Here is a 26,473-nt window from a genome sequence, read left to right as displayed (position 1 = left end):
AATTCTATTTGATAAATAGAATCCACGAGGTATAGTTGATACCAAAACATCGTAAGCGTATACGTATTTATCACAAAAGCAAGAAGTATAAGTGAAGGAAACCAACGCATGATATCTTGATCATGAACCACTTGGTGGATTGATGTTTTTTGTTTATAAAAGTAATAGCCAAAAAAGAGAACTGCCACCATTTCAATTTCCCCGAATTCCGCAATGATGCTTCTAAGCTCGTAAGGAATATCGAATTGAGATAATACCAACTCCAATCCAGTCGCTACTAGAATGAACAACAAAACATAATACCGGATCTTCATCTTTTCAAACATTCCAATCCTCCTTACACACCTTCACTTCGGCAATAAATACATGAAATCATTAAAGAATGGTTTGTACTAATCTTTGTTCCACTAATTAAATTAAATTTATTGAAATTTTCAAAAAGTTTATATGGATGATTCTACCATAATTAGGAGGAGAATAAAGATGCCTTTGAAAATTTTATTTCCGACACATCCGTCAGGCTTATTAGTTGAAGTTTAAAAGAGAGATATACATACTAAAAATAGAAGCTTTTTCATACGCTAATTTTTACAGAAAAAATAATGACGGGGATGTGAACTGATGTTTTTGGCTTGGAATGAAATCAAAAAGAACAAATTACGCTTTACGTTGATAACGGGCGTCCTAATGCTAGTTTCGTATTTAGTATTCTTCTTATCGGGTCTTGCAAGTGGACTTGAGAACTTGAACCGAGAAGCCGTGGACAAATGGGAAGCGACAGCTATTGTTGTAACAGAAGAAGCTGATAAAAGTATGCCTCAGTCATCTATGACGCTTGACGATGTAGACGATATTGAAGCAGATGACATCGCGGTGATTGGGCAACTGAATGCCATTGCTACAAATGGAGACAAGAAAGCGAACGTATCCATTTTCGGTATTGAAAAAGACCAATTCATTATGCCGGAAGTCTCAGAAGGTGAAGAGTTTGCAGCTGACAACGAAGTCATTGCAAGTGATGCCTTGAAAGATGACGGCTTTAAACTTGGAGACGAGCTGAAATTGTCTTCAACAGATGAAACGCTGAAAATCGTTGGATTTACAGACGGTGCTCGATTTAATGCAGCTCCTGTTCTTTATGGAGACCTAGCTTCGTTTCAACGTGTGAAATTTGGAGAAGCGGCTGGAGAGAATGAAGATCAGATTAATGGTGTCGTATTGCGTACAGAAAATCTATCAAATGTAACGGATAATGAATCGTTAGATGTGGTGGAAACGGAAGAGTTTATCACAAGCTTGCCTGGCTATACGGAGCAAAGTTTAACCTTGTCATTCATGATCTATTTCTTATTTGTTATTTCATCCGTCATTGTTGCGATCTTCTTATATGTATTAACTGTTCAAAAAATCAGTATGTTTGGAGTCATGAAAGCACAGGGAGTTTCAAACAGTTACTTGTCACGCTCCGTCGTTGCTCAAACCTTTATTTTAGCAGTCATTGGTGTCGCAGTTGGTTTTGGACTCGCCCTTCTTACAGGTGCATTCCTTCCAGCAGCAGTTCCAGTATCCTTTGATATTGTCACCATGATCGTCTACGGTCTTATCTTGATTGCCGTGGCAATTATGGGTGCCGTCTTCTCTGTTTGGACTATAGTGAAAATCGATCCGTTGAAAGCGATAGGAGGGTAAACATGGCTACGTTAGAATTGAATCAAGTTACCAAATCATTTGGAACAGGCCACAAAAAAGTAGATGCAATGAAAGAAACACAATTTCAAGCTGAAAAAGGCGAATTAATTGCCGTCATCGGTCCTTCGGGTTCAGGGAAAAGTACATTCCTAACGATTGCAGGTGGTCTCCAAACCCCAACGGATGGGGAAGTAATCATCAACAACCAAAACATCACCAAACTGAGCGAGAAGAAACGCTCAAAAATCAGACTAAAAGAAATCGGCTTCATTTTGCAAGCTTCCAATCTGGTGCCGTTCTTATCGGTAGCGAACCAATTGAAACTGATTGACCAAGTCAAAAAAGACAATATGACCAAAGAAGAACTTGAACAACTATATGATAACCTGGGGATTAGCGATCTTCGCAACAAATACCCAGCCGACCTGTCAGGCGGGGAACGCCAACGAGCGGCTATCGCCAAAGCGCTCTACAGCAACCCATCCATCATACTTGCGGATGAGCCGACTGCGTCACTCGATTCAGACCGCGCGTATGAAGTAATGGAACTGCTACAAAAAGAAACGAAAAGCAAAAACACAACCACCATCGTCGTCACCCACGACACGCGACTCATCAGCTATTGCGATAAAGTCTACAAAATGACTGATGGTGTATTGGTCTTGCAAGACAAAGTGTTTAGTGAATAAACGATTACAAAAAAGCATCCCCCTTACAGCGTTGAGCTATGGGGGGATGCTTTTTTGTTTTTAGCGGTGAGAAGTATATGTATTACAAATTACGAGATATTTATCTTGCATGATGGGACAGGGTGGCTACTACTTTACATTTATCAATGAAGTGAGGTCTAAATACCCATGACAAACGACTAAAAATAGAAAATTATACCTTTGTCCGAATTATTAAAATATGGTGTAGTTAAGTATGGAAAGATTTTATGGAAATGATTATTTATAATAGGGGGATAAGAATGGTATCCAAAATTCTAGATAGTGAATTGAAAAATTTCTTCCAAGAAAACAAACAAAATTTCGAGTCTCAATTACTTGATCAAGCGGTCACTGTAAAAGAAAAAATAACTGATATTTTACGGGTAGGAGATATTGATCTCATTAATAATGCTCATAAACTAGTTTACTATGTGTTGGAGGGGAGAGAACAGGAACTACGCTCTTTCGCGAAACAAGAAGGAATCGCTTGGGCTACCCATTCATTGACCTTATCGTTTAAATTAGAATGGGTACAGGCCATTCGAAGAACCATTTGGAAATTCATTAGAAACTTTAGTGATTCTGTATCAAATCAATCTAGCGATGAGTTCTTTCATTTAGAGCAGCAAATAAATAATCATTTTGACCAGTTTTTGAATACATTTTTCCTCGATTATTCTGCATACAAGGATGCATTATTAACAGCTCAAAGAGAGTTGGTTCAAAGTTTATCAGTGCCGATCATACCAATCACTTCAACTATTTGTATTTTACCGTTGATTGGTTCGGTAGATTCTTTCCGAAATAATATTCTCGAGGAAAAAGTGTTAACTGAGGTTGGGAGATTGAGTATTCAAACCTTGATAATGGATTTATCTGGAATTGCGGATATGGAGTCTGAAGTGATTGAACATTTAATGAAAACAATCAATGGATCTTCTATGATGGGGTGTCGCACCGTAATAACGGGGTTACGAGTAGATGTAGTGAGAAAAATGATTAGTTTAGGCAGCACATTTGATAAAGACACGAAAACGTTTGGAACGTTACAACAAGCATTAAGTATTTATTTGAGCGGTACGGTCAATAAATAGAGGCTTTTGGTCATTCAATAAAATGAAAACCCTGATAAACCATACTAATGTTTATCGTACATTTGCGCTTGTCGCACATTCTGCGTGAGCCAACAAACATACTTGTTGGCTACTCTTCTATACTTGAATCGTGCAACTCTTCATTGGAAGCTGCCTGTTGATACTCCTTCAATTCTTCATCCAGTTTTCTTTTGATTTCCACTTCATATTGGGCGGGTATATTATGTGATATCCCCGGGGCAAGATGTTGAGCCATGCTCTGGGGGATTTTTGTATGCATAAAAATTAACCGACTCGATATTTAATTAAGAAAGGGGTTACGAAAGAAAAAAGAATGGCGAATAGGATACCGAATAAAAGTGTAGAAGGAATTGATAGGTGTAGTGGAGGAGATATAAAAAACACAAATAGATTCATTGGCAAGACAATGAGTAGAGCTGCAATCATTCTAGAAGAAAACGTAATTCGATGCTCCGCAGCACATTCGTTACACCTAATCGGTCTGTAAGATATAAGAAGGGACTTGTAAATTTCACTCCAGTTAAATCGCTTGCCACATGTATCACATGTTTGTAAACCCATGTTTTCTTCCCCCCTAAGTAATTATGTAATTTATTACTTTTAGCTACTATTCAGTACAGAAAATGCTTTACGTCTTTAAATCACCGACCATACGAGGGATAAAGAGCCACTTTCTTAGTCATCTTCAACTTCTATTAAATAGTACCCTTTATCAAACCCACCACGTTTTTCACGCTTTGACAGTCTCACTTTCTCCAACTCTTCTATACTTGAATCGTGGAGCGGTAGCACTGCGTAAATAAGTTCAAGTAAATCTGCCAACTCTTCAACAGCCTCTTCATTGGAAAATGCTTGTTGATACTCCTTTAATTCTTCATCCAGTTTTCTTTTGATTTGTACTTCGAGTTGGGCTGGTTCCAAAACATTCATTGTATATGCTTTGTTATCTAATTCAATGATTGCAGGTATTCCGTCACGGACTAGTTTATTGTAGATGGGCATAGTTAACCTCCCTCTAGTTTTACAAATTATAACAAACTCTAATGCGATTTACCTTCATTATTATTAATGGATTATGTCTCACTGATCAACCATGCAGAATACACAACAATGGATAAATGATAAACTATGTAAGGTTCCACTAATAAAAAACAAAACATATTTGAAATTTCTTATAATATAATTCATTATTAACAGTAGACAATCTTTTAGTAATCGCTAAATACAGATTGCGTAGAAGAAATACATTCTATGAAGGAAGTAACTTATGCCTGAAGCAAACATTACGCGGATTAACTTAGATGGAAAAGAACTAATACTAATCGGCACTGCGCATGTATCACGACAAAGTGCTGAACAAGTAAAAGAGGTTATCGAAAGAGAGAGACCTGATTCAGTTTGTATCGAGTTGGATGCTCAAAGATACCAGTCCGTTATGGATAGCAACAAGTGGAAAGAGACTGATATTTTCAAAGTCATTAAAGAAAAGAAAACCACATTGTTATTGATGAATTTGGCCATATCTTCATTCCAAAATCGCTTAGCCAAACAATTTGATATTAAGCCGGGACAGGAAATGATTCAAGGAATCGAATCAGCTAAAGAAACAGGTGCTGAGCTCGTACTGGCTGATCGTAATATACAAGTCACGTTCTCAAGAATTTGGCATAATCTTGGGTGGACAGGAAAATCACAACTTCTTAGTGCCATTTTCTTTAGTATTTTCAGTAAAGAGACCATTTCGGAAGACGAACTTGAAAAAATGAAATCACAAGATACACTTAATGCTGTACTTGCTGAATTTACGGAATCATTTCCGAAATTAAAGACACCTTTAATTGACGAGCGGGATCAATACTTAGCGCAAAAAATTAAAGAGGCTCCTGGCAATAAAATTGTGGCTGTACTAGGTGCGGCACATGTGCCGGGCATTACGAAAGAAATTCATAAAGACCATGATTTAGAGGCTTTATCACAAACACCTCCTAAATCAATCGTCCCTAAAATCCTTGGTTGGGCAATTCCATTGCTCATCATCGCGCTCATGGTCTATACCTTTATGGCCAATCCTTCTGCTGGTTTCGATCAAGCAATGAGTTGGATTTTATGGACAGGTAGTTTGGCTGCTATTGGAGCGGCTGTTGCATTTGGACATCCTCTTGCCGTTATATCTGCCTTTGTTGCAGCACCATTCACCGCATTACATCCGCTAATTGCAGCGGGTTGGGTATCAGGAATTGTGCAAGCATATATGCGCAGACCGAATATCGGTGATTTCGAAACATTATCAGAAGATGTCTTTTCAATCAAAGGATTTTGGCACAATAAAGTCACGCGCGTCTTGCTAGTGGTTCTCCTAACAAACTTAGGCGGCTCTATCGGAACCTTTATTGGCGGGGCAGATGTCATTCGAGTGTTCTTTAATAACTTATAAAATAGCGTATATGAAAAGAGAGAAGTCCTTAGAGACTTTTCTCTTTTTTTATGGAGAAAAAACCGTGTATGACACGCTGTCACTTTTTAATTGCATTGTGACACTGTGTCATATATAATAAATTCTTGTGCGAATATGACACAGTGTCACTTTAAAGATAGATAGGAGAGTTCAAGATTGCCAAAACAAACCTTCATTAAATTACCCATAGATAAAAAAGAAACATTAATACATGCAGCTAAAAAAGAATTTTCAAGGGTTCCATTATTTGAAGCGTCCATCGCAAATATTGTGAAAGAGGCTGGAATTCCTAGAGGAAGCTTTTATCAGTACTTTGAAGATAAAGAGGACCTCTATTACTTTTTACTTGATGAATATTCACAACGACTTAGAAGAAGATTCATTTCGATATTGAAAAAACAAAATGGCGATATAATGGAAACATTTATTGAATCCTACGAGATGATGTTGATTAACTTGCAAAGTATAGAATCCCGCCAATTTTTCAGAAATGCCTTTTTAAATATGAATTATAAATCAGAAAACACATTGACTCCTGAAGTAAATCAAGAACAATTAAAAACTCGATTGGCAGAGGTAGTGGCTTTGGTCGATCATGATAAATTGAACATCACGGATGAAATGGAACTGATTCATGTGTTCAAAATCATGAAAGCCGTGACATTCCAAAACTTGATTCAAGTATTCGCAAAAGACTTGTCCATCGATGATTCTTTAAGAAATTATAAACTCGAAGTCAATTTGCTTAAAAAGGGACTTAGTAAATAGTAAGTCTGCACAACAGATTATGGGAAAAAATGGGCGAAAGTGAATAAACAACGATCGAAGAGGAATAAACGAACAACGAAGGGGAATAAAACCTTCGTGAAGGGGAATAAACCACTCGCGAGTCGGAATAAATCCAAATGAAGGGGAATAAACACAATCCCCAAGCATAGAACACGACAGAAATAATAGTTGGAGGAATACAAGAATGACAGAACAGAAGAAACCACCTTATGGCATTATCGCCATTTTATTTACAGGGGCGTTTGTGGCGATATTTACCCAGACATTATTAAATATCGCATTGCCTTCCATCATGATAGATTTAAAGATTGAGCCTTCCACGGCACAATGGTTAATAACAGGATACATGCTCGTTAACGGAATATTGATTCCAGCCAGTGCTTACTTTATCCAACGCTATTCGAACCGCTCGATTTTCATCTTGGCGATGTCGCTGTTTGCGCTCGGTACATTGCTTGCCGGCTTAGCTCCGACTTTCGCTGTGCTGCTTGCAGCTAGAATGATTCAAGCATCTGGATCAGCACTTATGATGCCGCTCTTGATGAACGTGATCCTCGTAGCATTCCCTGTGGAGCGTCGAGGCTCAGCAATGGGCATATTCGGTCTTGTTATGATCGTTGCCCCGGCAATTGGGCCAACTCTTTCGGGCTACATTGTTGAACACTATTCATGGCGAGTATTGTTTTTCATCATCTTGCCACTTGCATTAATCCCTCTTGCTCTAGGGATATTCAAACTAAAGAATTTAACCTTCCAAAACAGAGAATTGTCTTTGGATAAAGCATCTTTAGTCCTTTCAAGTCTTGGTTTCGGAGGGATTTTATACGGATTTAGTGCCGCTGGACAAAACGGCTGGGGGGACCCATTTGTAGTAGGGACAATCACAGTTGGTGTTGTGTCACTCGTAACATTCATTTTCCGCCAATTAAAATTGAAAGAACCATTACTTGAATTTAGAATTTACAAATATCCAATGTTCGCTTTGTCATCTGCGATTTCTATCGTCGTCTCAATGTCTATGTTTTCTGCCATGATTTTAATGCCGATCTATGTCCAAACAATTAAAGGGATATCACCGATAGATTCAGGCTTGCTCATGCTACCAGGAGCTTTATTAATGGGCGTTATGTCACCAATCACTGGGAAACTGTTCGATAAGTACGGTGCCAAAGTATTGGCGATCACAGGGATGTCAATTGTCGTGATTTCCACGTATTTCTTCAGTGATTTGAGTATGGAAACGACCTATCTACAAATCATGGGCATTTACACCATTCGCATGTTTGGGATTTCAATGGTCATGATGCCAGTTATGACGAACGGCTTGAATACATTGCCAATGACAGCTTATCCGCATGGCACCGCGATGAATAACACGTTGCAACAAGTGTCAGGTGCCATCGGATCTGCACTCTTAATCACGATCATGAACACTCGAACAACTTCAGCAGCAAAAGACTTGGCGTTGAGTGGAGCAGACCCTGCGAGTATTCTCAAGACCTCAATGTTAGAAGGAATCAATTACACCTTCTTCATCTCAACTTTTATTGCAGCCGTTGCTTTATTGCTAACATTGTTCATTAAAAAGCCAACAAAGGTAGTAACAGAAAAAGAGAAAGATCAAGTTTACAAACAACAACCCGTCACCGAATCATAATAGCAAAAGGCTGGACCGGATGCGGTTCAGCCTTTTTGTATGCGGAAAGATAATAACGAATCTTAAGCTGAGCGATATCTCATGAAGAAAGGGGAAATAATCAAACCAAGACTGACTAGTAGTAGGGCGATTAAAAATGAATAAGAAATAGATTGATAAATTGTTGTGGTTCCATAAATCCCTAGTGGCAAAAAAGTCAGTAAAGATGCAATGATTCTAGAAGAGAATGAAACGTGATGTTTCGTATCACATTCGCTGCATCTGATCGGTTTGTAGAAAATCATAAATGACTTATAAATTTGACTCCACTTAAACTGATTCCCGCAGTTATCACATGTTTGTAAACCCATATATTCTTCCCCCTAACTGTATGCTTACTGGTGAACGAAAGAATTGACACCAACTATATAAATAGAAAGCAGCTGAAGATGCAATTTCGGCTGCTATTTACTGTTTTTATTCTTAATACTATCTATACGAAAATGGGAGGAAATGGTTTCGTTATTCATTACTAAGCTTAAATTAGTAGTATAAAAATCCGTACAAAAAAAGAGTCGTTCGAATTCGAACGACTATTTTTTAAAAATTATGCTTTACGCAAAGCTTTCATGATAAAGCTTACGATAAGGATTAAAATAATTGCACCAATTAAAGCTGGAATGATTTGAATGCCGGCAATTGCTGGTCCGAAACTGAATAACATTCCGCCGATCCAAGCACCAATAATACCTGCAATAATGTTACCAATAACTCCACCTGGTACGTCTTTACCTAAAATAAGTCCAGCCAACCATCCAATAATACCACCGATAATAAGATATAAAATAAATTCCATTATGCCATCTCCTGTTCAATAATTGTTTTTTTCTTGCTTACTTAATAGATAACCTAAATTGATAATGTTCAAACCAATATATTAAATATATTTTAATAATGTTGTATTCTGATTACTTTTGTTAAGGGATTATCGTAATAAACTACAGCTGCAATATACCGAATATGGTTACCTCAAATCGGAATACGATTTTTTCCCGTTGCTTTTAAATGGTGAAATCTTGGACAAGTAGCAAGGATTGAGGAATTCGATTAATGGAAATACTACTGATGTACATAATGTGATTTGAGATTGATTGAGGTTCTTTAGAGGGGTTTCTTAGAATATTCTTTAACGACAAGATAAAAAGCCAACCCGAATAAAAAGGGCATTGCAAAAACGTTTACATTACCTAATCGAAAGGGAGTGGAGCGATGGAATGGTCGTACTGGAAAGTGATTTTGAAATATGGCCATGTCGGACAACGAAAAGAAGTCAGTGTTGCACGCTATTTAACAATGCCAACCGAAAGCCTGCTGCTCGATGTTATGGTAGCAGCCCAACACATGCCAGGAGTAAAGGCGAGAGGCATACTGTCCGCAAGACGCATTACACAGGAGGATTATTTGGTTGGGAGTCGTGAAGAAGCCGAAAATTTCTATTTACAAAAGTTGAAGGCATTTCATAAGATAACGAGCTGAGGAAATCAGCAAAAAAATTAAAGTAAAACATCCCATTTTTTAATTTCACTCACTTTTGCAACATAACCTAGGGAATTGAGAGAGACGAGCGGAAAATCACGCTCGTCTCTTTTTCTTCTCAGTATCCTGCTTCTAAAGGCAGCCCGTTGTTCAACTAAAGCATCGTTAGCTTAATAAGGTTACAAACCTAAAACGGAAATAAACTTAGTTGAAGCACTTTTTTCCTCTAGCCACGATTGAAATTCTGTAATCATCGAGATAAGTTGCTTTGTGTTTGTATCATAGTCTTGCATAAACTCTTCCTCAGAATAAGTGTATGGGAATCCTAAGACATCTCTTAGTGAATGTGGATTGGGATTAGTAATTAAATGTTGTTTTGTTTTATCTAATTCCTTAATAACCAATTTCCAAGTATCTATTTCTATTTCATTGAAAGCTAAATAATCGAATTCCTTATAGCACTTTTTAATGGCAGGTAAAATATAGCCAAAGTTATCTTCTGTAAAGAAAATCGAAGAAGTATTCCAAAACTCGCCTTTATACTTATCTGGGAGAACCTCTAAATAACAAGTGCCTTCGAGGATATTATTATCATAGATAATTTCAATCATTTAATTACCCCTTCATATCGTTGAACAAGAGACTAGGTGATTCGCCCGTAAAACCCCGATTCAACTACTCAACTGGATTGTATCACGCATACATACTAAGTTGACATAACCCACAATTGGAAAGTATTCAACTAGGTTTATTAAAAACATTCTAGGATTAGCATGTTTCGGTGACAGATAGATCGTCCATTTTCTTTAACCAAAGAGTGTTGTCATTCCCTATACTCCGTGCATCAATAAACTAGATATATATGAGTGTGATTACTTACTAAACATCTTCATTGTTGTCGTCAAAATAGCTTTTCTGTTTTTAATTGGCTTGGAGCTCTTCACAAATAGCCCAGAATAGATAAGGGAAATACCAATCATTAAGATGAATCCGATGTATACAGACATCATCGTTGGGATTAAGAATGCCCCGATTATGATGGTGGATCTCGCAATCAAGTCGGCTCCAGAGAATGACAAATTAGAAAACGCCGAGTAGGAACCTCTTTTATCAGTGGGCATCATATTCGCAAGCTCAGCATTTTTAATCGGTGAATAAATTAGTTCACCTATCGTCGCGATGAAACCAAATATGACAAGCAAATACCATGAATTTGCAGAAGTAATGGTTACATATCCGATTCCATAAATAATGAGTCCAATGAGCATCATTTTTTGTTTGCTAAATCGATCCGTAAACTTAGTAATGAAAAATGTTAAGCATACGACGAGTAACATATTTTCGATATTTAGAATACTTAACATACGTACTCCACCTATTTCAAAATCACCAATAGTGACGGATTTAAATGTTTCTGCAAGTCGAACGCCAATATAACTATTTAAAGAAAATTCCGCAGCAACAATGAACATTGACCCTGTAACTACCTTGACGAATGGTCGATCTTGAAAAGCCACCTTATAATTTTGAATTAAATCTATGAACACATTTTGATGCTGCTTTTCTAACCGATTAGAATGTTCATCTATCAGCCAGATGTGATAAGCAATCGGGAGAGTAGCAGATGTGATTGTCAGTAGAATAAATAATTCAATTTGATGATTCACGTATAACAAGCCACCTAATGCAGCACCGATAGCCATAGATAAATTCACCATCCAATAATCAATAGCGTATACAGCCTTTCGATTCTCAGGAGTAGTGGAGTCAATAATAATGGCATGCATTGCTGGTCGTCCTAAACTACTTGTCATGACAAACGCTACATAAGCACTCGCAAACAGCCAAATCACATTATTTAAAGGAAATAAGCTAATAGCCATCAATAAAAACAACACTGCACTTAACGAAGAGGTAGTTATTAACACAATTTTTCTTGGGAATCGATCCGATATATACCCACCAATTAGATTAATAAAAAAACTAATGATTACGGTGAATACCAAGAACAGTCCAGCCCACAGCTTACTCATTTCTTGAGCAAAGAATAATGCCATAAATGGCATCACGGCAGAAGCTACTGCCCGGTTAAAAAAAGATGTAATTAAACGAACCTTAATATTTTGTGGATAGTCTTTCCAATTCATGTTGCATACCTCCTCTGTCTTTTGTATATTAAACTAGACTCGAGTGCCTAAAAATAGACAATTAATCTAAAAATGTCCACTTATGTAAGAGGAGGTTATGATGGATCAGTATCTCTTAACATTATGGAACACCGTATCGTCAGGTAACATAAAACAAGAGAAAATTGCAGAAGTCCTTCAATTAAGCCCAAAACAAACAGCCCGAAACATACAAAAATGGGGTGCTCAAGGGTGGCTAATCTTTACACCTGGTAAAGGGCGAGGGAATGTTTCTAAGTTGCAATGGATGAAAGATGTAGAAGAAATATATGAAGAACAACTAATGATGATGATTGAGGATGAATCTGTTGAAATAAGTAGTAAATATCTTTTGTTCGACTGGTCTACGGATAGTAAGCTTCGTTTAATGAATAAGTTTCGATCAAAACTAGGTTATGTTCAAAAAGCCAATGAGATAGATAAATTAATTATTCCTAGACGTTATCCTTTACTAACCATGCATCCGTTAAAAGCAGCAGAAATTCATAGCGCGAATATGGTTGTGAATGTATTTAATCGATTAGTTACAGTCGATGAAAAAGGTGTGATTTATCCAGAACTTGCACATAGTTGGGATGAATGCTCGACTAAGCTAAGGCTGTACTTAAAGAAAGACGTGAAATTTCATGACGGCTCGATTTTAATCGCTGAAGATGTAGTGGATTGTTTAGAGAAACTGAGAAGAGATGTTCATTTTAAAGATCTATGGGAACCTGTAAAGGAAATAAAGGTTGTTGCTCCTTTAATTCTTGATATTTATTTTCCAACCGGTTGTAGCTATTGTCTGCAAATGCTAGGAACGATTAATTCTAGTATTTACAAAGAAAATAAAGGTCAAGTGTTTGGGACGGGTGCCTTTTATGCTGAAAATACTCATGATTTAAAGACGACATTATTTGCTTTTAAAGATTATTTTCAAGAAAGACCGTTACTCGATGAAGTGGAATTTGTGCAAGTGCCTAAAGATTTTGATATCGTTTATCGCTCTTCAACACAAGAGAAAGGAAAAGATACAGTTGAAGTAGAAAGTGACTCAGGGTTTGGAGTAGTTATCATGAATACCTATCGAAAGTCTGACATTCAACGAAAAGAAGTGAGAGATTACTTACATTACATTATTTCAAAGCATCGACATGATATTGCGCGTGTACACTCTCGTGCAATGCCTAACGATAAAAGCTGTCTAATCGGTCAAGACCAAAACTATACAGTTCCTAAAGTGAAGTGCCCTACTTTCACTGGAACTCTCATCATGAAGCTCGTAAATTATACGGAACAAACAACCCATTGGCTTAAAGAAATATTTGATGCTGAAGGTGTCCCCGTTGAAATTAAATGGATTCCATTTGAAGATAGTGTGACCAAAAGTGAAAAGAACCAACAAGTAGACTTATTTGTTCATGGGGAAGTTTTCGAAATGAATCAAAACTTTTCCTTTTATCAATTTTTAAACAATGGATATTCTCCACTAGCCAATATCTTGAAAACAGATAACAAATTGACAAAATATTTGAATGAGTATGCCCATACGCCGTTTCCTGAATGGACAACTTTAAATTTAAAAGTAGAAAAAGCTTTATTGGAATCCTCAACGATGATTCCGCTTTATTACGAAAAACGTCAAATCCCATTTTCAGTAGATTTGATGAACATTAGCATTAAGCATTTTGGATATGTCGATTTTTCTAAATTGTGGGTTAGGCCACAGTTAGAATAACTTATATCAAAATTGTTAGATGAACTTTCTCATATTGATATTATTAGTTTATATTTGGAGAAGATTTAATTTCGTTTTACGAGAAACATAACTTTAAGTTGAGTCAGTCACAATATGTCTTGCATAGAAAATGAAACAAATTCTAGTTCAACTAACTGGCGCTTAGTTTAACAACCGACTGCCTTTATAGGGCAGTTTTTCTTATTTTAAATAAAGAAGTAAATAGGGAGTTTAGACAATTAATGCAGATAACATTAGCAAAACCAAAAGAATTTGCTGAAGTTTTGGAAATTGATAAAGAGGTTATTGGCGATGACAGTAGAAAGCAATATCTAAAAGAAACAATAGAGAAAAATAGATGTTTTGTTGCCAAAATAAATTCTTCAATAGTAGGATTTTTAATTTATAATACTGATTTCTTTGATTGTAGCTTTATTTCTCTTGTAATTGTCCATCCTTTAGAAAGAAATAAGGGATATGCAAAATCAATGATCGAGTATTTCGAGAAAATATCTCCAACCAAAAAAGTATTTTCGTCAACAAATCAATCAAACGAAAAAATGAAAAAGTTATTCTTATCAATTGGTTATGTTGAAAGTGGATTTATAAAAAACTTAGATGAAGGAGACCCGGAAATCATATATTTCAAGAAAATTGCAGATAATAATTTCTCGCAATAACAGGTTCATGTGCACTTCAAAGTTGGCCAGAAGATAATCACTTTCCGATCTGAAAATAAATCTCACAATAAGATGAGCCTTGAACGATAATCTGAAAGTCAATTTCTAACCTAAAATAGACTGGCATTACTTCTATCCTTTTAGAATACAGGTCATCTTGTAGGTGTCTTTAATTACTGGTAAAATTAGGATTACAATGCGTCGTTATGATTTGATAAGAAGTTACCAGTATTTATAGTATCAACTTTTTTGAATAAGAAATTGTTGAGACAATTAAAGGTGTAAGGTAATTCAATAACATAATTAAGTTGGCGTTTCTACAAGCAGTAGAAGCGTTTTTATTATGGCTAAATAAAATTTTTTCTGAATTTGAAACGAAAAGGAATGTTCATTCATCTAACGATTGTAAAGGAAATGGAGGGGTGGTCTTTGTTTTATCAAAATCGATTTAAAAAGGCTCAGCAAGGCGATCAAAAAGCCTTTCTTCAGTTAATTGAATGTGATAAAGAAAAGCTCTACAAGATGGCTTATTTATATGTGAAGAACGAAAATGATGCCTTAGATATCGTTCAAGAAACGATCACGAAAGCCTACGTCAATATAGGGACTGTAAAAGAAGAACGGTATTTTAGTTCATGGTTAACGAAGATTCTTATCAATACAGCACTAGATGTTTTACGGAAAAACTCAAAAATCATCCTGCTCAAAGATGAAATGGTAGATAGACAGTCTCCCACTATTCGTATTGAAGAAAAATTGGATTTATTAGAAGCAATCGAACAACTAGAAGAAAAATATAAAACAGTCGTTATTCTTCGTTATTACAGGGATTTACCTGTGCAAGAAATAGCAGATTATTTAAACTGCCCAGAAGGCACAGTGAAGTCGAATTTACATCGAGCAATTCAAAAATTAAAACAGTTTTATCAAGGGGGACAAGTGAATGAACAAGGACATTAAACAATCTATTGATTCAATTCCAGTACCTTTTCAAAAGTTAGATGCAGCGATTCAGAAAGGGTTAAAAGCTAGCCAAAAGCAAAGTACGCCAAAACGAAAAAAAGTAATGACGCTACTACTTTCAAGTGTTGCCACAATTGGTTTAGTCATTGGATCAGGATTTATTTCACCGACGATGGCTAGTGTCCTAGCAAAAGTACCAATACTCGATTCAATATTTACATCAGTCGGTGATAAAGGTTTGCAAATCGCTATTAATGATGAAAATGCAACGTCTCTAAACGAAACGTTAACGAGTAATGGCGTTTCATTAACAATTCAGGATGTGTTATATGATGGTTCACGCCTTGCATTTTCTTTCGTTCAAGACAAGCAAGAAGAAATTTATCCACTTCATATTGAAGTAAACGGGGAAGTTATCAACTTTTCGGAAAATATGACAGGGGAGTATCTACAAAACGGGCACTATTCCGGACTTATTCAAGTCCGTCCAACGAAGCCATTACCGAATGAGTTTGATTTATCCGTTACCATACATCAAATTGGCAAGACAAAAGGGAACTGGCAATTTGAAACACCTGTAATAAAAACAAATAATAATTCTATTAATTTAACTACAGGTCAAACGGGTAAAATAGAGGGAATTTCCTTTGAAGTGAAAAAATTTGAAAGTACAAATTCTGCTGTAAGTCTGCATATTTTGTATGAAGGAACTGTTGAAGAAATCTTCAATGAACACCAGCTACTTCAGCTACACTTATTAGACCAGGAAGGAACACCATTACCATTGATTGATTCTTCTGGTTCTGGAGATGAGGAGGGTATGCTTTACGAATATGTATTCGAACCACTGAGTAAAGAAGTATCTGATCTTACAATTAGTCCATTCTTTATGCCGTTACCTAAAGAAAGAAAGGAGATTACTGCTACTTTAGAAGAAAATGAGTTACCTTTAACACTCTCACAAGGTGAAATGGGCGACATCGTGGTGACGAAAATTGAAGAAGAAAAAGGTAAAAGTGCGCTTTACTTTGAATCGACAAGTTCATTCCTATTTGGCTCGAATTTTGAAATGAATCAATTATCTGTGGTGGACACCGATGGAAATGATTTAATAGCAGAAAGAGGTTATCCTACGGCGATTGGCCAAAATAAATATAAATTGTATTATAATAAGCCAAAGGCTAGTCAGGACATTATTTTAAAAACAATAGAGATTCCGAATATGAAATTGAATCAAGAGGCTCAAATCACAGTCAAGGTTCCAAGATAGGATGGAGCAGAAGATTACTTGGTGTGTTCTACTTCTTACTTGAACTTATGGATATTTCCAAAAAGCTTAGTTGCCTAACTGAGCTTTTTCTTTTTTCAAAAATCACAAATTTTGTTCTGAAAATAAGATTAAAAGTTAGGGAGTTGGACAAGATTTGATATTTTATGTTCATTCTAAGAAAAAGTTTTCTTCATGGTTACCATCCCATTTAATTGTAACCTCAATTTTTTCATTTTCTTGGGTTACCGCACATCCTCGACAAGACGTTGACAGTTTAATGGTGGTTCCTTGATGTTCATCCATCGTTTTTGTACTTCCGTTTACACCGTTAATAACTACAATCTCAACATTCTTTAGTTTGGTATGGTCATTGCCATTTTTATAAACAAACGTATAGTTTCCTTCTTCGTCGTTGCCATTAATGGTTGTTGAGTATTCCCCCTCCCAGTTCGCACTTTCTCCAGAAAAAACGTTACTAGAACATCCGCCTAAAATCGTAATGATTAATAATAAAAAAATACAAAGTTTTTTCAATGCATTTCTACCCCCTTGCTAAATTTTTTAACAAAAAACCTTACTTCTTCTTCAACTAATTTTGAAACTATTTATTCAAATCGATTCCAAGTTATGATTTTGACATCCTTTATATCAATTTCGCCAAGGCTTAACAAATGCGGTATATATGGAAATAGTCCAAATGGGTTCCCTTTATCCCTTTCGGCTTTGTAATATTCTATTGTGTCTGAAGGTATTTCTTTCAGCTCTGTATAATTCTTGATATTTAAGACCTTAATCTCGTCTTCATCAATTTCTGCAGCAGGTCCTTTGTATTTTTCCTTTGAGTAAAGATATATAGCGTTTTTATTGAGTTTTAGGTTTTCAATAGGGATTTTAAAGAATGCTTGTTCTTCTCTAATTTTTATTTCTAAGCTTTTGAGTGCTTTGTAAACGTGATAAGGATGTAGAGGCAGAAAGTGCACAACATCATTCCACAAACCATTCAACTGAGGTATTTCTCTTCTGAGTAAGTTAGGTCTCTCTGGGTGATTAAAATATTTTTTAGTATATTCATCGTATAAATTAGGATAGGTTTTCTTTAAAGAGTTTAATGGGATAAGTTTGTCGCCTATTAATTCTTTGGGAACCATATGGTATATAAATTCTTGCATTTAAGCACCTCCAAAGCGTATTAATAAAACCTTCGCCAACATTCCAATATTTCCCTTCAAATTAATCACTTTATTATATACGATGACCAAAAAATCGTAATAATCAACTGAGGACGTAATGATTGGAAAGTCAGGGATTAGTAAAGAAAGGATCAAAAAGTTAATTCGTCTTGTAGCAGCTGGAGCAAAGTATCCTTTAGAAATGGCAAAACAGGTTATATTGGCTTACACTTAAACCTATAAAATAGAGAATAGGTCGTGATACAGATGTTAAAAGAAAAACTAAAAGGTGAATTCAAGTCTGCCATGCGAAATAAAGAGATCTTGAAAAAAGGAATTTTGACCATGATTATCTCCAACATCACTACCGCTGAAAAGGAAAAAGGAACGGAATTGACGGAAATTGAAGTGTTGGCTATCGTTCAAAGGGAACTCAAGCAGACAAAACAAGCGTTGGTGGAAGCGGAAAAAGCTGAACGCCAGGACAATATCGACTACGGAAAAGAAAAAGTTGCCATCATCGAAAGCTACTTGCCACAAATGATGACGGCTGATGAAATTCGTGCGTTGCTCGTTGAAAATGGGATCGGTTCTGGTACGAACATGGGTGAAGCCATGAAGATCATTAAACCACTTGTAGCTGGTAAAGCAGACAATGCGTTGGTTTCAAAAACAGTCAAAGAAGTTATCGCTTAATCAAAAAACAAAATGAGAAATTGAAGTGTGTTGAAAGACGGGGAGAGAGAGGTTATTGAGCGGCGTAAGTGCCAGCAGGGTAATTAAAAGCCCATTTCTACCTATCAGGCAGAAATGGGCTTGCTTTTTGAACTATTTGCCAATCATTTCATTCACTTTATCTTGGTTGTTGTCGATCCATTCTTGTGCCACTTCTTCAGGTTCTTGTCCGTCCTCGATTTTGACGATCATTTCTTCAACTTCGTCCAAAGTAATATTCCAGTTGCTCAAAAACTCATAGGCTTCCGATGCATTGTCTTTTAACTCGGAATTCGTAATGACTTGAACCGATGATGTTTCAAAGAAGCCTTTTTCATTCGTCAATACTTTCAAATCGAATTTATTGAACATCGTATGAGGTCTCCAGCCGTAAAAGACAACCGGTTTTTCCTGTTCCATTAAGCGTTGTGCTTGTGCCAGCATGCCGCCTTCTGAGGAACTGACTTGCTTAAAGTCGAATTCATAAGCTTCGATGATTTCAGCACTTTCGATTGTCGCTCCAGCACCTGTTTCAATTCCGTAAAACTCGTTATCGAACTCACCTTCACGGCCCTTTAGGTATTCAAGTGAATTGATATCTTCCATGTAAGTTGGCACTGTCCAGCCGGTATCAGCTTCAGGATAGCTAACAGCTGTGCTTTCGATTTTTCCTTCAAACTTATCCAAATACGTTTGGTGCATTGGAACCCATGCATCCATGAATACATCCAAGTCCCTACGTGATAATCCCATGTATACGCTACCTGCATCTGATGCAGTTTCTTTCACTTCATAGCCCATGTCTTGCAAGAAGGAGCTTCAGCTGAAAATAAAGCGAATCCTGCACGAGATAGGAGAAGTTTACTTGTCAAGCTCTCAATGGTGTAGATGCAGAATGATAATACTTATGAAAATAAATTAGCTGAAGAAGTATTTCCAGAAGGTAGTCAATATGCTACAAAAAAACATAACCGTCGCTCTTTATTAGTCGTCATCTCCTATTCCCAAGACTATTTTTTCAGTCACATCTAAATTTAAGAACTTTTAACTAGGGCATGTTAAATAGTGAAATAGCTATTACTAGATTAATGTATACATTAAGAAAGAATACAAATGATATTAAATGGAGAGTTAAAGCACGCCATTCATGTTATTTTCAAAAAGGAGAAAATATAGCTATGGATTTTAATTTAATTTGGCAAACAGTTCTAATTTTTGTGATAGGAACTATTCTTTTAAAAATTGGTGGAAGAAAATCTATCTCTCAAACGACTATTCCTCAAGTCGTTATTATGATAGCAATAGGTACATTACTTATTCAACCAGTCACCGGGAGGGGACTTTGGGCAACTTTTGGGGTGGCGTTATTATTAGTACTAAGTCTAACCCTTACGGAATACCTTCAATTAAAATTTGATGTAACCGAGTCTCTTATTTCAGGTAAGGCTGTAACAGTCATTGAAAACGGGACCATAAATGAAGCGAACTTAACGAAACTACGGCTAACTGTAGATAAATTAGAAGCGCGTCTAAGACAATCGGGTATTGTTGCAATAAATGATGTTCAATTTGCAACAATAGAAACAAGTGGGCAAATAGGATATACGTTAAAAAAAGAAAAACAACCTGCAACAAAGGAAGATATTCAAAACCTCATTCAATTAATTCAACAAGGTCAATTACCTGATCTAACTAACAAAACAACAAACGAAGAAAATATTTTCACTGAAATCATCAATAAAAATTCTTCTAATACACCTAATCATCTACAATGAAAACTGTTTATTATAGGTAAGGGAGCAAACATGTTCGATACTTTAGATTTAGTGTGTTGCAGATAGGACTTTTCGATTTGAATGGTAGTGTGTTCAATCTTATATTTTTCTAAAATTAAATTTATTACCTTTTGTAAGACTTCTTGTTCCTCTTTGTCATCCTCAACCAATAAGTGGCAGCTTAATGAATCCAATCCAAAAGTTATCGTCCACATATGTAAATCATGTACATTTGTGACACCATCAATATTTTCTAGCATTTTTATTATTTCAGTTCTATTCATCGTCGGAGGAGTGACTTCCATATTAACTATTGGAATTAAGCGTGTTTTTCTTATTTGGGATTTCCCATCCCAAATATAAGAAAACCTTTAAGCGCAGTTGATTAAACTTGGTAAAAGAAGCACTTTAAATGAACCGTCCTCCATTGCTAAAGTTACAGTAATGGAGGAGCGGTTTTTTCTATGGAAAGGTTTTGTGAATTTTTTTCATATAAAGTTGTCATTAAACGATTTTAACTGTAGGTAACAGGTTCTGGAGTTATTTGTATATTGTTCATCTTTAAGTCAGACATCTAGGTTTAACGCATACGAAGAGAAGAAGACGAAAAGTTAGGTTATCAATGCAAATGAAAAGATTATTCTAAATCTCTTAATATACGTATAGATTATCAATGGCACGTCCATTCTAAGAGTATTGAATAGGGGGTGTTTTAAATGTTTAACAAGAGATTAAAACTACCATTCGCTAAAATAAAGACCATAAAATCAGCGGAAATACAGAAAGAACAAATAGATGTTACAGAGGCAAAAACAGATGAAGAAAGCCATATCCCATCCTCTGGACACGTGTTGATACAGAAAGTGAAAGATGCATTGCACAATCCTGCTGACTTAATTGTAAAAAATATTCCTCCTAATCTCACACTAATTTATATAGATGACCTAGTAGATAATCGTCCCTTAAATGATCAAATATTAAGGGGTTTGTTTAAAAGTACACATGAATCGCCAGAAAAAATTAAAGAGCTTCTGGCAATACCTAAGGTCGACTTATCTAGTCATCTGGATAAATCGATTTTGGCCTTGTTAAATGGGACGGTCCTCATACACGTTGAAGGATATTCTAAATTAGTTCTGGGTAACATCGCTACGAGAAAGTCAAGATCGTTGTCAGCACCTGAAAATGAATCACAAGTAATCGGTTCACAAGTTGGGTTTAATGAAAGCCTTTCTACAAATGTGTCTCTCGTCCGCAGGTACATTATAAATCCTGATCTTTGTAAAGAAAACCATGTAATAGGGAATAAAACCAATACAACGATTGCGTTGCTATATATAAAAGGTATTGCCTCAGAGCAGATGGTCAATACGCTTCGTCAGCGTATCACCGACCTTAACATTGATTCTTTGATAGATAGTTCAGTTCTCGTGCAATTAATCGATGACAACTCTTTATCACCATTTCCCCAAATGTTATTGACAGAAAGACCTGACAGGTTTTGCGACGGGTTATTGAATGGGAAATTGGGGATTATTGTAGATGGGAGTTCGATGGCAATAATCTGTCCTCAAACGTTCATTGAGTTCTTTCAAAGTAGAGAAGACGAAAATCTTAGGTGGCCAATTGCTTCATTTCTTCGGATATTAAGGATTAGTGCAGTCTTTTTATCCGTTTATTTAACACCGTTATACGTAGCGGCATTGACTTTTCATTATGAAGTGATACCGCAATCGCTTTTAATTCCGTTAAGTGAATCGAGGGCATTAGTTCCATTTCCACCAATTCTTGAAGCCTTAATATTGGAACTCATTATTGAGCTACTTAGAGAAGCAGGGGCAAGATTACCGACAAAGATAGGACAAACCATTGGTATTGTTGGTGGTATTGTAATTGGAACGGCAGCCGTTCAAGCTGGCATTACTAGTAACATTTTAATAATTATAGTTGCTTTAAGTGCACTTGCGTCATTCACTTCCCCAAGTTATATGATGGGCAATGTCATTCGGGTAATTCGATTTCCAATAATTATATTGGCAGGGTTTTGGGGCTTTTATGGGATTATGCTGGCGTTTTGTTTTATACTAATCCACCTACTCCGTCAATCAAGTTTGGGTTCACCATATACATCTCCCTTCTACCCTCCTAGACTGATTGATTGGAGGGATAGCATAATCAGAATGCCACTGCCATTTACCAATAGGAGACCCAAGGTAACAAGGGCGCAAGATGAAAAAAAATACAATCCTGAACCTATAAATCCTCAAAAAAAGTTGAACTGAAGGTGATATGAGTGAAAAGTTCTTTACAAATTAGTCAAAAAGATATGATAAACGCCTTTTTACTCTTTTTTATCATTCATACCAGCCAGGTGGGTGTTGGGATACAAGGATTTCAGCGCATTGTCTTTCAAGATGCAAAACATGATGCATGGCTTTCGGTGTTAATTGCGGGCCTCGTTACACACATCATTGCAATATTTATGCTTAAGACATTGGAGATGTACAGTTCAAATGATTTATATGGGATACATCTTGATATATTTGGTCAGTGGATCGGTAATTTTTTAAACTGTCTCTATATTTTATACTGCACAGCAGCCTTTGTAGTTATTTTAAAAAACTACAGTGAAGTAGTTCAAACATGGGTCTTCCCGAATTTGCAATCCGGATTTATTTCAGCCACTATACTTTTACTTGTGATTTACACGTTCACTGGTGGTTTAAGGGTTATCGTTGGCATCTCTTTTTTTAGTTTTGTCCTTTCGATATGGCTATTTCCGATGTTGGTGTTTCCTCTCGAGTTTTCTCAAGCAAAAAGTCTATTTCCAATTTTAGAGAGCAACCTCATCGATATTGTTAAAGGTGCGCAGTCCATGACTTTTACAATCGTGGGGTTTGAAATATTGAACGTAATTTATCCGTTTGTAAAGGAAAAGAAAAAAGTGAAAAAACATCTTCATTTGGGCTTGTTAGTAACGACCTTGATGTATCTTTCAATTATGTTAGTGTCACTCACTTTCTTCAGTGAAGGGCAACTAAATAAAACAATATGGGCAACTTTGTCTTTATTTGGCGTTATCAAATTGCCGTTTATCGAACGATTTGAGTTAATCGCAGTTTGCTATTGGTTGCTAATTATTTTGCCAAATCTTTGTTTTTACTTGTGGGCTGCTTATCGTGGGACAATACGCATGTTAAAAGTTGATGGAACTAAATTCTCCTGGATTTTCGCCAGTATCATTTTCGTTGCTAGTTTATTTGTACAGACCCGAACTCAAATAAATACACTAAATGATTATTTTTCTCAAGTGGCTTTTTATATTGTTTTTACTTACCCAATTTTCTTGTATGTGTTTGCTCTGTTGAAAAAAAAATTCTCATCTAAAAAGGAGAAATCACAATGAGAAAGTTGAAATTCCAAATACTAATACCACTTCTTTTGTTTAGTTTGGTTGGATGTGCAGAGCAAAAACTTCTTGAAAAAGTAGGACTCGCCATACTTTTAGGGTACGATTTGGGAAACGAAGGTGATTTATCCACTACAGCAGTAATCCGTCAAGTAAATCCTGATTTCGAAAGTAATATTGAAATTATTTCCGCAGAAAATCAAACTAGCAAAGGGACGCGAACAGAAATCAATCGAAAATCATCAAAAAAGATAGTTGCTGGTCAGTTAAGGGTGGCCTTGTATGGTGATGAGTTAGCTAAGAAGGATGGAATTGGTAACACGATGCAAGCGATATCGAGAGACTCCGATATAAGTGGTAGCGTTTATATGGCAGTGGTTGAAGGTGAAGCGAAAACCTTACTAAATTATAAGTATGAAAATATCAGCGATATTGGACAACATATTTTTAAGCTCTTACAACAAAACATTGAAGATGAACAAATCGTTTCAAGTACACTTCATGAAGTGTCCCATGATTATTATTCCATAGGAGAAGATATTGCAATGCCGATAATATCGAGAGAGGAAGAGTTAATTAGTATTTCGGGTGTGGCACTTTTTAAAAAGGGGAAAATGGTTGGAGAACTTCCGGCAGAAGATAGTTTTTATATAAAACTGAGCAGACATCGTTATGACTCGGGAACATTTGAAGCCTTGATTAAAAAAGGGGATTTAGAAAAAGCATTAATGAAAAATCCACCAGAGGAAATCTCTCTAGTACTTGATACAATTAAATCAAAAAGCGATTTAAAATTAATCAATCAATCAACGCCAGAATTTGATCTAAACATTACTATGGAAGCAAGATTATTAGAATTAAACGAAGAAATTGATCTAGGGGACCCTGAGAAAGTTGCCATACTGGATAAAGCAATCAGTGAAAGTTTATCTAGTGAAATTTCGAGGGTGATTACCTATTGTCAGGAAGTTAATTCGGATGTATTTGGGCTAGGTAGCCAGTACAGGAGCTCCGTAAGAAATTCGAACCTAACAGAGGAGAAATGGCATGAAATGTACCAAAAAGCCAAAGTAAATGTTAAAGTGGACATCAAAATAACAAGAAGTGGAACCGCTGATTAACATGAAGAGTTAGCGCTGACTTTAAATCGATCTATTTGCCCGTATTCATCCTAACGATAGTAATGGTTGTAGCAGACAAACTATTTTCGCAGCATTTGAAGACGTCATAAGGTACTTCCTAATCCGAAAGTTATTTCACCAAGAAAGGGTAAATCGGGATTTCCCTTATCAATCTTATGGGTAAAATAAGAAATCAGTTATATGGCCAATACGATTGGTTAAGTAATTTTTTATGTAATAATCAACTAATTCACAGATAATCGCATACGTTTTATTCTCATCCTTGCAGGGATCAATAAAAGCCTGAAGTGATTTTAGGCTTTTTATTAACAAAATTTTCAAATAATTTAATTTCTATATGCTATGATAAAAGTAAATATACTAATTTAAGAGGGATAAAATGAAAAAATCGGGACAAGTTATTCTGGTATTAATTTCAATACTATTTACTTCATACCAAAAGACAGTGAATAATGAGAACTTTTTCACGATAGATTTCTTTATATTTACCCTTATTGCCTGGCTTGTTGGAAGGCAATATGATAAAGCTAGATACTATGAAAAACAGGCACGTTCTAGTGAAGACAGCTATAAACAATTGATTGATACATTGCCTGAGTCGGTTATTATCCATCAAGATTATAGGATTGTTTATGTAAATAAAGCTACTGTTTCCATGATTGGAGCTAACAGTAAGGAAGACCTAATTGGTAAATCCATATATGATTTTGTTGATCTCAAGTATGAAGAACGGGTAGAGGAAAGACTAAAACAAGTAAAATTAGAGAAACGGCCATTAAACAATATTGAACACAGAATAAAACATTTTAATGGATCGATGTTTTTCTTTGAAGTTTCTTCTTTGTCTATCGTATTTGGTGGAAAAGAATGTATCCTTTCTATCGGAAAGGATATCACTTCTAGAAAAGTGCATACCGAAGGGCTACTTCAAAAGTCAGAGAAACTGGCTATGTTGGGTCAAATGGCAGCAGGTATTGCGCATGAAATTCGTAATCCCCTAACTTCAATTAAAGGATTTTTACATCTATTGAAGTCCAACAATCTGGATGAAGAATACTTTGATATTGTCTTTTCAGAGCTTGAACGGATAAATTCAATCGTGGGTGAATTCCTGGTTCTTGCCAAACCGAGCGTAGCAAATTTTGTCGAACAAGATGTTACGATATTGATAAAAGATATAGTCACCTTAATTGATACCCAGTCGATTTTGAGCAATGTTCAAATTTTCGTTGAGTTTGACAGGGATTTACCAATGGTCAACTGCGAAAAAAATCAGTTAAAGCAGGTTTTCCTAAACATTATTAAAAACTCAATAGAAGCCATGCCTAATGGTGGAAATATTGATGTCAAAGTAAAGGCAAAAGAAGAAGGAAAGATTTCTATCGAAATTATTGATCAAGGTATCGGGATTCCAAAAGAACGAATGTCTACACTTGGAGAACCATTTTATTCGACAAAGGAAAAGGGTACCGGTCTTGGACTAATGACCTGCTTTAAAATTATAGAAAGTCATAACGG

At 36.0% G+C, this 26,473-nt stretch carries 29 protein-coding genes and 1 pseudogene; 18 read left to right on the top strand and 12 right to left on the bottom strand.

Annotation, left to right across the window (positions count from 1 at the left end; translation table 11 throughout):
• A pseudogene (locus WBG45_RS07240) lies at positions 1 to 326 on the bottom strand (hypothetical protein); the annotation flags it as partial.
• 295 nt (positions 327 to 621) lie between these two features.
• Here WBG45_RS07240 and WBG45_RS07235 point away from each other — a divergent pair.
• The 3 genes from WBG45_RS07235 (at position 622) to WBG45_RS07225 (ending at position 3,493) form a co-directional block, all read left to right on the top strand.
• Positions 622 to 1,689, top strand: coding sequence for an ABC transporter permease (locus WBG45_RS07235; protein ID WP_424413296.1), 1,068 nt, complete (start codon positions 622 to 624; stop codon positions 1,687 to 1,689).
• A 2-nt stretch (positions 1,690 to 1,691) separates the two neighbouring features.
• Complete coding sequence (locus WBG45_RS07230; RefSeq protein WP_424413294.1) at positions 1,692 to 2,378, top strand: ABC transporter ATP-binding protein; 687 nt, start codon at positions 1,692 to 1,694, stop codon at positions 2,376 to 2,378.
• A gap of 281 nt (positions 2,379 to 2,659) precedes the next feature.
• Complete coding sequence (locus WBG45_RS07225) at positions 2,660 to 3,493, top strand: STAS domain-containing protein (RefSeq protein ID WP_424413292.1); 834 nt, start codon at positions 2,660 to 2,662, stop codon at positions 3,491 to 3,493.
• 109 nt (positions 3,494 to 3,602) lie between these two features.
• Here the strand turns inward: WBG45_RS07225 and WBG45_RS07220 are convergent, their stop codons facing one another.
• The 3 genes from WBG45_RS07220 to WBG45_RS07210 form a co-directional block, all read right to left on the bottom strand.
• The gene (locus WBG45_RS07220; RefSeq protein WP_424413290.1) at positions 3,603 to 3,773 is read right to left on the bottom strand and encodes a hypothetical protein; all 171 of its coding nucleotides are present in this window, start codon (positions 3,771 to 3,773) and stop codon (positions 3,603 to 3,605) included.
• Positions 3,774 to 3,778: 5 nt separating this feature from the next.
• Positions 3,779 to 4,075 (bottom strand): TIGR04104 family putative zinc finger protein, encoded by a 297-nt coding sequence (locus WBG45_RS07215; protein WP_424413288.1) that lies wholly within the window; start codon positions 4,073 to 4,075, stop codon positions 3,779 to 3,781.
• Between the two features lie 114 nt (positions 4,076 to 4,189).
• Positions 4,190 to 4,516, bottom strand: a complete 327-nt coding sequence (locus WBG45_RS07210; protein WP_424413286.1) for a nucleoside triphosphate pyrophosphohydrolase — start codon at positions 4,514 to 4,516, stop codon at positions 4,190 to 4,192.
• 265 nt (positions 4,517 to 4,781) lie between these two features.
• Between WBG45_RS07210 and WBG45_RS07205 the strand changes: the two genes are divergently transcribed.
• The 3 genes from WBG45_RS07205 (at position 4,782) to WBG45_RS07195 (ending at position 8,415) form a co-directional block, all read left to right on the top strand.
• Positions 4,782 to 5,948, top strand: a complete 1,167-nt coding sequence (locus WBG45_RS07205) for a TraB/GumN family protein (RefSeq protein WP_424413284.1) — start codon at positions 4,782 to 4,784, stop codon at positions 5,946 to 5,948.
• A 177-nt stretch (positions 5,949 to 6,125) separates the two neighbouring features.
• Entirely contained in the window at positions 6,126 to 6,737 is a 612-nt protein-coding gene (locus tag WBG45_RS07200) for a TetR/AcrR family transcriptional regulator (RefSeq protein ID WP_424413283.1), read from the top strand.
• Positions 6,738 to 6,942: 205 nt separating this feature from the next.
• On the top strand, positions 6,943 to 8,415 hold the full coding sequence (locus WBG45_RS07195; protein WP_424413282.1) for an MDR family MFS transporter: 1,473 nt from the start codon (positions 6,943 to 6,945) through the stop codon (positions 8,413 to 8,415).
• Positions 8,416 to 8,477: 62 nt separating this feature from the next.
• Here WBG45_RS07195 and WBG45_RS07190 read toward each other — a convergent pair whose 3' ends face one another.
• Positions 8,478 to 8,765, bottom strand: coding sequence for a TIGR04104 family putative zinc finger protein (locus WBG45_RS07190; RefSeq protein WP_424413280.1), 288 nt, complete (start codon positions 8,763 to 8,765; stop codon positions 8,478 to 8,480).
• Between the two features lie 236 nt (positions 8,766 to 9,001).
• Positions 9,002 to 9,250: a GlsB/YeaQ/YmgE family stress response membrane protein gene (locus tag WBG45_RS07185; RefSeq protein WP_424413278.1), complete on the bottom strand. Its 249-nt coding sequence runs from the start codon at positions 9,248 to 9,250 to the stop codon at positions 9,002 to 9,004.
• Positions 9,251 to 9,663: 413 nt separating this feature from the next.
• On the opposite strand from WBG45_RS07185, the gene WBG45_RS07180 reads away from it, so the two are divergent.
• Positions 9,664 to 9,930, top strand: a complete 267-nt coding sequence (locus WBG45_RS07180; protein WP_424413276.1) for a hypothetical protein — start codon at positions 9,664 to 9,666, stop codon at positions 9,928 to 9,930.
• A gap of 179 nt (positions 9,931 to 10,109) precedes the next feature.
• Here WBG45_RS07180 and WBG45_RS07175 read toward each other — a convergent pair whose 3' ends face one another.
• Positions 10,110 to 10,541, bottom strand: a complete 432-nt coding sequence (locus WBG45_RS07175) for a hypothetical protein (RefSeq protein ID WP_424413275.1) — start codon at positions 10,539 to 10,541, stop codon at positions 10,110 to 10,112.
• 261 nt (positions 10,542 to 10,802) lie between these two features.
• Positions 10,803 to 12,077, bottom strand: coding sequence for an MDR family MFS transporter (locus tag WBG45_RS07170; RefSeq protein WP_424413273.1), 1,275 nt, complete (start codon positions 12,075 to 12,077; stop codon positions 10,803 to 10,805).
• A 100-nt stretch (positions 12,078 to 12,177) separates the two neighbouring features.
• Between WBG45_RS07170 and WBG45_RS07165 the strand changes: the two genes are divergently transcribed.
• The 4 genes from WBG45_RS07165 (at position 12,178) to WBG45_RS07150 (ending at position 16,746) form a co-directional block, all read left to right on the top strand.
• A complete protein-coding gene (locus WBG45_RS07165; RefSeq protein WP_424413271.1) occupies positions 12,178 to 13,833 on the top strand; it encodes an ABC transporter substrate-binding protein in 1,656 nt (551 codons plus the stop codon).
• A gap of 242 nt (positions 13,834 to 14,075) precedes the next feature.
• Positions 14,076 to 14,513, top strand: a complete 438-nt coding sequence (locus tag WBG45_RS07160; RefSeq protein WP_424413270.1) for a GNAT family N-acetyltransferase — start codon at positions 14,076 to 14,078, stop codon at positions 14,511 to 14,513.
• Positions 14,514 to 14,942: 429 nt separating this feature from the next.
• Positions 14,943 to 15,473 carry a sigma-70 family RNA polymerase sigma factor gene (locus WBG45_RS07155; protein ID WP_424413269.1) on the top strand — a complete coding sequence of 177 codons (531 nt, stop codon included), beginning with the start codon at positions 14,943 to 14,945 and terminating at the stop codon, positions 15,471 to 15,473.
• Positions 15,457 to 16,746 carry a DUF4179 domain-containing protein gene (locus tag WBG45_RS07150; protein ID WP_424413267.1) on the top strand — a complete coding sequence of 430 codons (1,290 nt, stop codon included), beginning with the start codon at positions 15,457 to 15,459 and terminating at the stop codon, positions 16,744 to 16,746. The genes WBG45_RS07155 and WBG45_RS07150 overlap by 17 nt, the downstream gene beginning before the upstream one ends.
• A gap of 168 nt (positions 16,747 to 16,914) precedes the next feature.
• On the opposite strand, the gene WBG45_RS07145 is transcribed toward WBG45_RS07150, so the two are convergent.
• The gene (locus tag WBG45_RS07145) at positions 16,915 to 17,280 is read right to left on the bottom strand and encodes a hypothetical protein (RefSeq protein ID WP_424413265.1); all 366 of its coding nucleotides are present in this window, start codon (positions 17,278 to 17,280) and stop codon (positions 16,915 to 16,917) included.
• A gap of 71 nt (positions 17,281 to 17,351) precedes the next feature.
• A complete protein-coding gene (locus WBG45_RS07140; RefSeq protein WP_424413263.1) occupies positions 17,352 to 17,915 on the bottom strand; it encodes a group-specific protein in 564 nt (187 codons plus the stop codon).
• 267 nt (positions 17,916 to 18,182) lie between these two features.
• Here WBG45_RS07140 and WBG45_RS07135 point away from each other — a divergent pair, with 267 nt between their 5' ends.
• Positions 18,183 to 18,611: a GatB/YqeY domain-containing protein gene (locus tag WBG45_RS07135; RefSeq protein ID WP_424413261.1), complete on the top strand. Its 429-nt coding sequence runs from the start codon at positions 18,183 to 18,185 to the stop codon at positions 18,609 to 18,611.
• 132 nt (positions 18,612 to 18,743) lie between these two features.
• Here WBG45_RS07135 and WBG45_RS07130 read toward each other — a convergent pair whose 3' ends face one another.
• Complete coding sequence (locus tag WBG45_RS07130; protein WP_424413300.1) at positions 18,744 to 19,430, bottom strand: glycine betaine ABC transporter substrate-binding protein; 687 nt, start codon at positions 19,428 to 19,430, stop codon at positions 18,744 to 18,746.
• Between the two features lie 87 nt (positions 19,431 to 19,517).
• Here WBG45_RS07130 and WBG45_RS07125 point away from each other — a divergent pair, with 87 nt between their 5' ends.
• Both WBG45_RS07125 and WBG45_RS07120 read left to right on the top strand, forming a co-directional pair.
• Positions 19,518 to 19,661 carry a hypothetical protein gene (locus WBG45_RS07125; protein WP_424413259.1) on the top strand — a complete coding sequence of 48 codons (144 nt, stop codon included), beginning with the start codon at positions 19,518 to 19,520 and terminating at the stop codon, positions 19,659 to 19,661.
• A 146-nt stretch (positions 19,662 to 19,807) separates the two neighbouring features.
• The gene (locus WBG45_RS07120) at positions 19,808 to 20,404 is read left to right on the top strand and encodes a DUF421 domain-containing protein (RefSeq protein WP_424413298.1); all 597 of its coding nucleotides are present in this window, start codon (positions 19,808 to 19,810) and stop codon (positions 20,402 to 20,404) included.
• Here the strand turns inward: WBG45_RS07120 and WBG45_RS07115 are convergent.
• Positions 20,392 to 20,688 (bottom strand): hypothetical protein, encoded by a 297-nt coding sequence (locus WBG45_RS07115; RefSeq protein ID WP_424413257.1) that lies wholly within the window; start codon positions 20,686 to 20,688, stop codon positions 20,392 to 20,394. The genes WBG45_RS07120 and WBG45_RS07115 overlap by 13 nt on opposite strands.
• Before the next feature lie 432 nt (positions 20,689 to 21,120).
• Between WBG45_RS07115 and WBG45_RS07110 the strand changes: the two genes are divergently transcribed.
• The 4 genes from WBG45_RS07110 to WBG45_RS07095 all read left to right on the top strand — a co-directional run.
• Positions 21,121 to 22,686 (top strand): spore germination protein, encoded by a 1,566-nt coding sequence (locus WBG45_RS07110; RefSeq protein ID WP_424413255.1) that lies wholly within the window; start codon positions 21,121 to 21,123, stop codon positions 22,684 to 22,686.
• A gap of 11 nt (positions 22,687 to 22,697) precedes the next feature.
• Complete coding sequence (locus tag WBG45_RS07105) at positions 22,698 to 23,810, top strand: GerAB/ArcD/ProY family transporter (RefSeq protein ID WP_424413253.1); 1,113 nt, start codon at positions 22,698 to 22,700, stop codon at positions 23,808 to 23,810.
• On the top strand, positions 23,807 to 24,934 hold the full coding sequence (locus WBG45_RS07100; protein WP_424413251.1) for a Ger(x)C family spore germination protein: 1,128 nt from the start codon (positions 23,807 to 23,809) through the stop codon (positions 24,932 to 24,934). The genes WBG45_RS07105 and WBG45_RS07100 overlap by 4 nt, the downstream gene beginning before the upstream one ends.
• A gap of 400 nt (positions 24,935 to 25,334) precedes the next feature.
• On the top strand, positions 25,335 to 26,473 hold a 1,139-nt coding region (locus WBG45_RS07095), incomplete at its 3' end, for an ATP-binding protein (protein ID WP_424413250.1).

It is taken from the genome of Paenisporosarcina sp. (genome assembly GCF_049671445.1).
Taxonomy (GTDB): Bacteria; Bacillota; Bacilli; order Bacillales_A; family Planococcaceae; genus Paenisporosarcina.
This window is presented reverse-complemented; position numbering and strand designations above follow the sequence as displayed.

Coding starts and splice junctions, on each gene's coding strand:
- WBG45_RS07185 (WP_424413278.1), bottom strand. CDS start 9,250: ATGGAATTTATTTTATATCTTATTATCGGTGGTATTATTGGATGGTTG.
- WBG45_RS07180 (WP_424413276.1), top strand. CDS start 9,664: ATGGAATGGTCGTACTGGAAAGTGATTTTGAAATATGGCCATGTCGGA.
- WBG45_RS07135 (WP_424413261.1), top strand. CDS start 18,183: ATGTTAAAAGAAAAACTAAAAGGTGAATTCAAGTCTGCCATGCGAAAT.
- WBG45_RS07235 (WP_424413296.1), top strand. CDS start 622: ATGTTTTTGGCTTGGAATGAAATCAAAAAGAACAAATTACGCTTTACG.
- WBG45_RS07195 (WP_424413282.1), top strand. CDS start 6,943: ATGACAGAACAGAAGAAACCACCTTATGGCATTATCGCCATTTTATTT.
- WBG45_RS07215 (WP_424413288.1), bottom strand. CDS start 4,075: ATGGGTTTACAAACATGTGATACATGTGGCAAGCGATTTAACTGGAGT.
- WBG45_RS07175 (WP_424413275.1), bottom strand. CDS start 10,541: ATGATTGAAATTATCTATGATAATAATATCCTCGAAGGCACTTGTTAT.
- WBG45_RS07210 (WP_424413286.1), bottom strand. CDS start 4,516: ATGCCCATCTACAATAAACTAGTCCGTGACGGAATACCTGCAATCATT.
- WBG45_RS07220 (WP_424413290.1), bottom strand. CDS start 3,773: ATGCATACAAAAATCCCCCAGAGCATGGCTCAACATCTTGCCCCGGGG.
- WBG45_RS07150 (WP_424413267.1), top strand. CDS start 15,457: ATGAACAAGGACATTAAACAATCTATTGATTCAATTCCAGTACCTTTT.
- WBG45_RS07160 (WP_424413270.1), top strand. CDS start 14,076: ATGCAGATAACATTAGCAAAACCAAAAGAATTTGCTGAAGTTTTGGAA.
- WBG45_RS07230 (WP_424413294.1), top strand. CDS start 1,692: ATGGCTACGTTAGAATTGAATCAAGTTACCAAATCATTTGGAACAGGC.
- WBG45_RS07130 (WP_424413300.1), bottom strand. CDS start 19,430: ATGGGCTATGAAGTGAAAGAAACTGCATCAGATGCAGGTAGCGTATAC.
- WBG45_RS07110 (WP_424413255.1), top strand. CDS start 21,121: ATGTTTAACAAGAGATTAAAACTACCATTCGCTAAAATAAAGACCATA.
- WBG45_RS07170 (WP_424413273.1), bottom strand. CDS start 12,077: ATGAATTGGAAAGACTATCCACAAAATATTAAGGTTCGTTTAATTACA.
- WBG45_RS07120 (WP_424413298.1), top strand. CDS start 19,808: ATGGATTTTAATTTAATTTGGCAAACAGTTCTAATTTTTGTGATAGGA.
- WBG45_RS07100 (WP_424413251.1), top strand. CDS start 23,807: ATGAGAAAGTTGAAATTCCAAATACTAATACCACTTCTTTTGTTTAGT.
- WBG45_RS07125 (WP_424413259.1), top strand. CDS start 19,518: ATGCAGAATGATAATACTTATGAAAATAAATTAGCTGAAGAAGTATTT.
- WBG45_RS07205 (WP_424413284.1), top strand. CDS start 4,782: ATGCCTGAAGCAAACATTACGCGGATTAACTTAGATGGAAAAGAACTA.
- WBG45_RS07165 (WP_424413271.1), top strand. CDS start 12,178: ATGGATCAGTATCTCTTAACATTATGGAACACCGTATCGTCAGGTAAC.
- WBG45_RS07190 (WP_424413280.1), bottom strand. CDS start 8,765: ATGGGTTTACAAACATGTGATAACTGCGGGAATCAGTTTAAGTGGAGT.
- WBG45_RS07225 (WP_424413292.1), top strand. CDS start 2,660: ATGGTATCCAAAATTCTAGATAGTGAATTGAAAAATTTCTTCCAAGAA.
- WBG45_RS07140 (WP_424413263.1), bottom strand. CDS start 17,915: ATGCAAGAATTTATATACCATATGGTTCCCAAAGAATTAATAGGCGAC.
- WBG45_RS07115 (WP_424413257.1), bottom strand. CDS start 20,688: ATGAATAGAACTGAAATAATAAAAATGCTAGAAAATATTGATGGTGTC.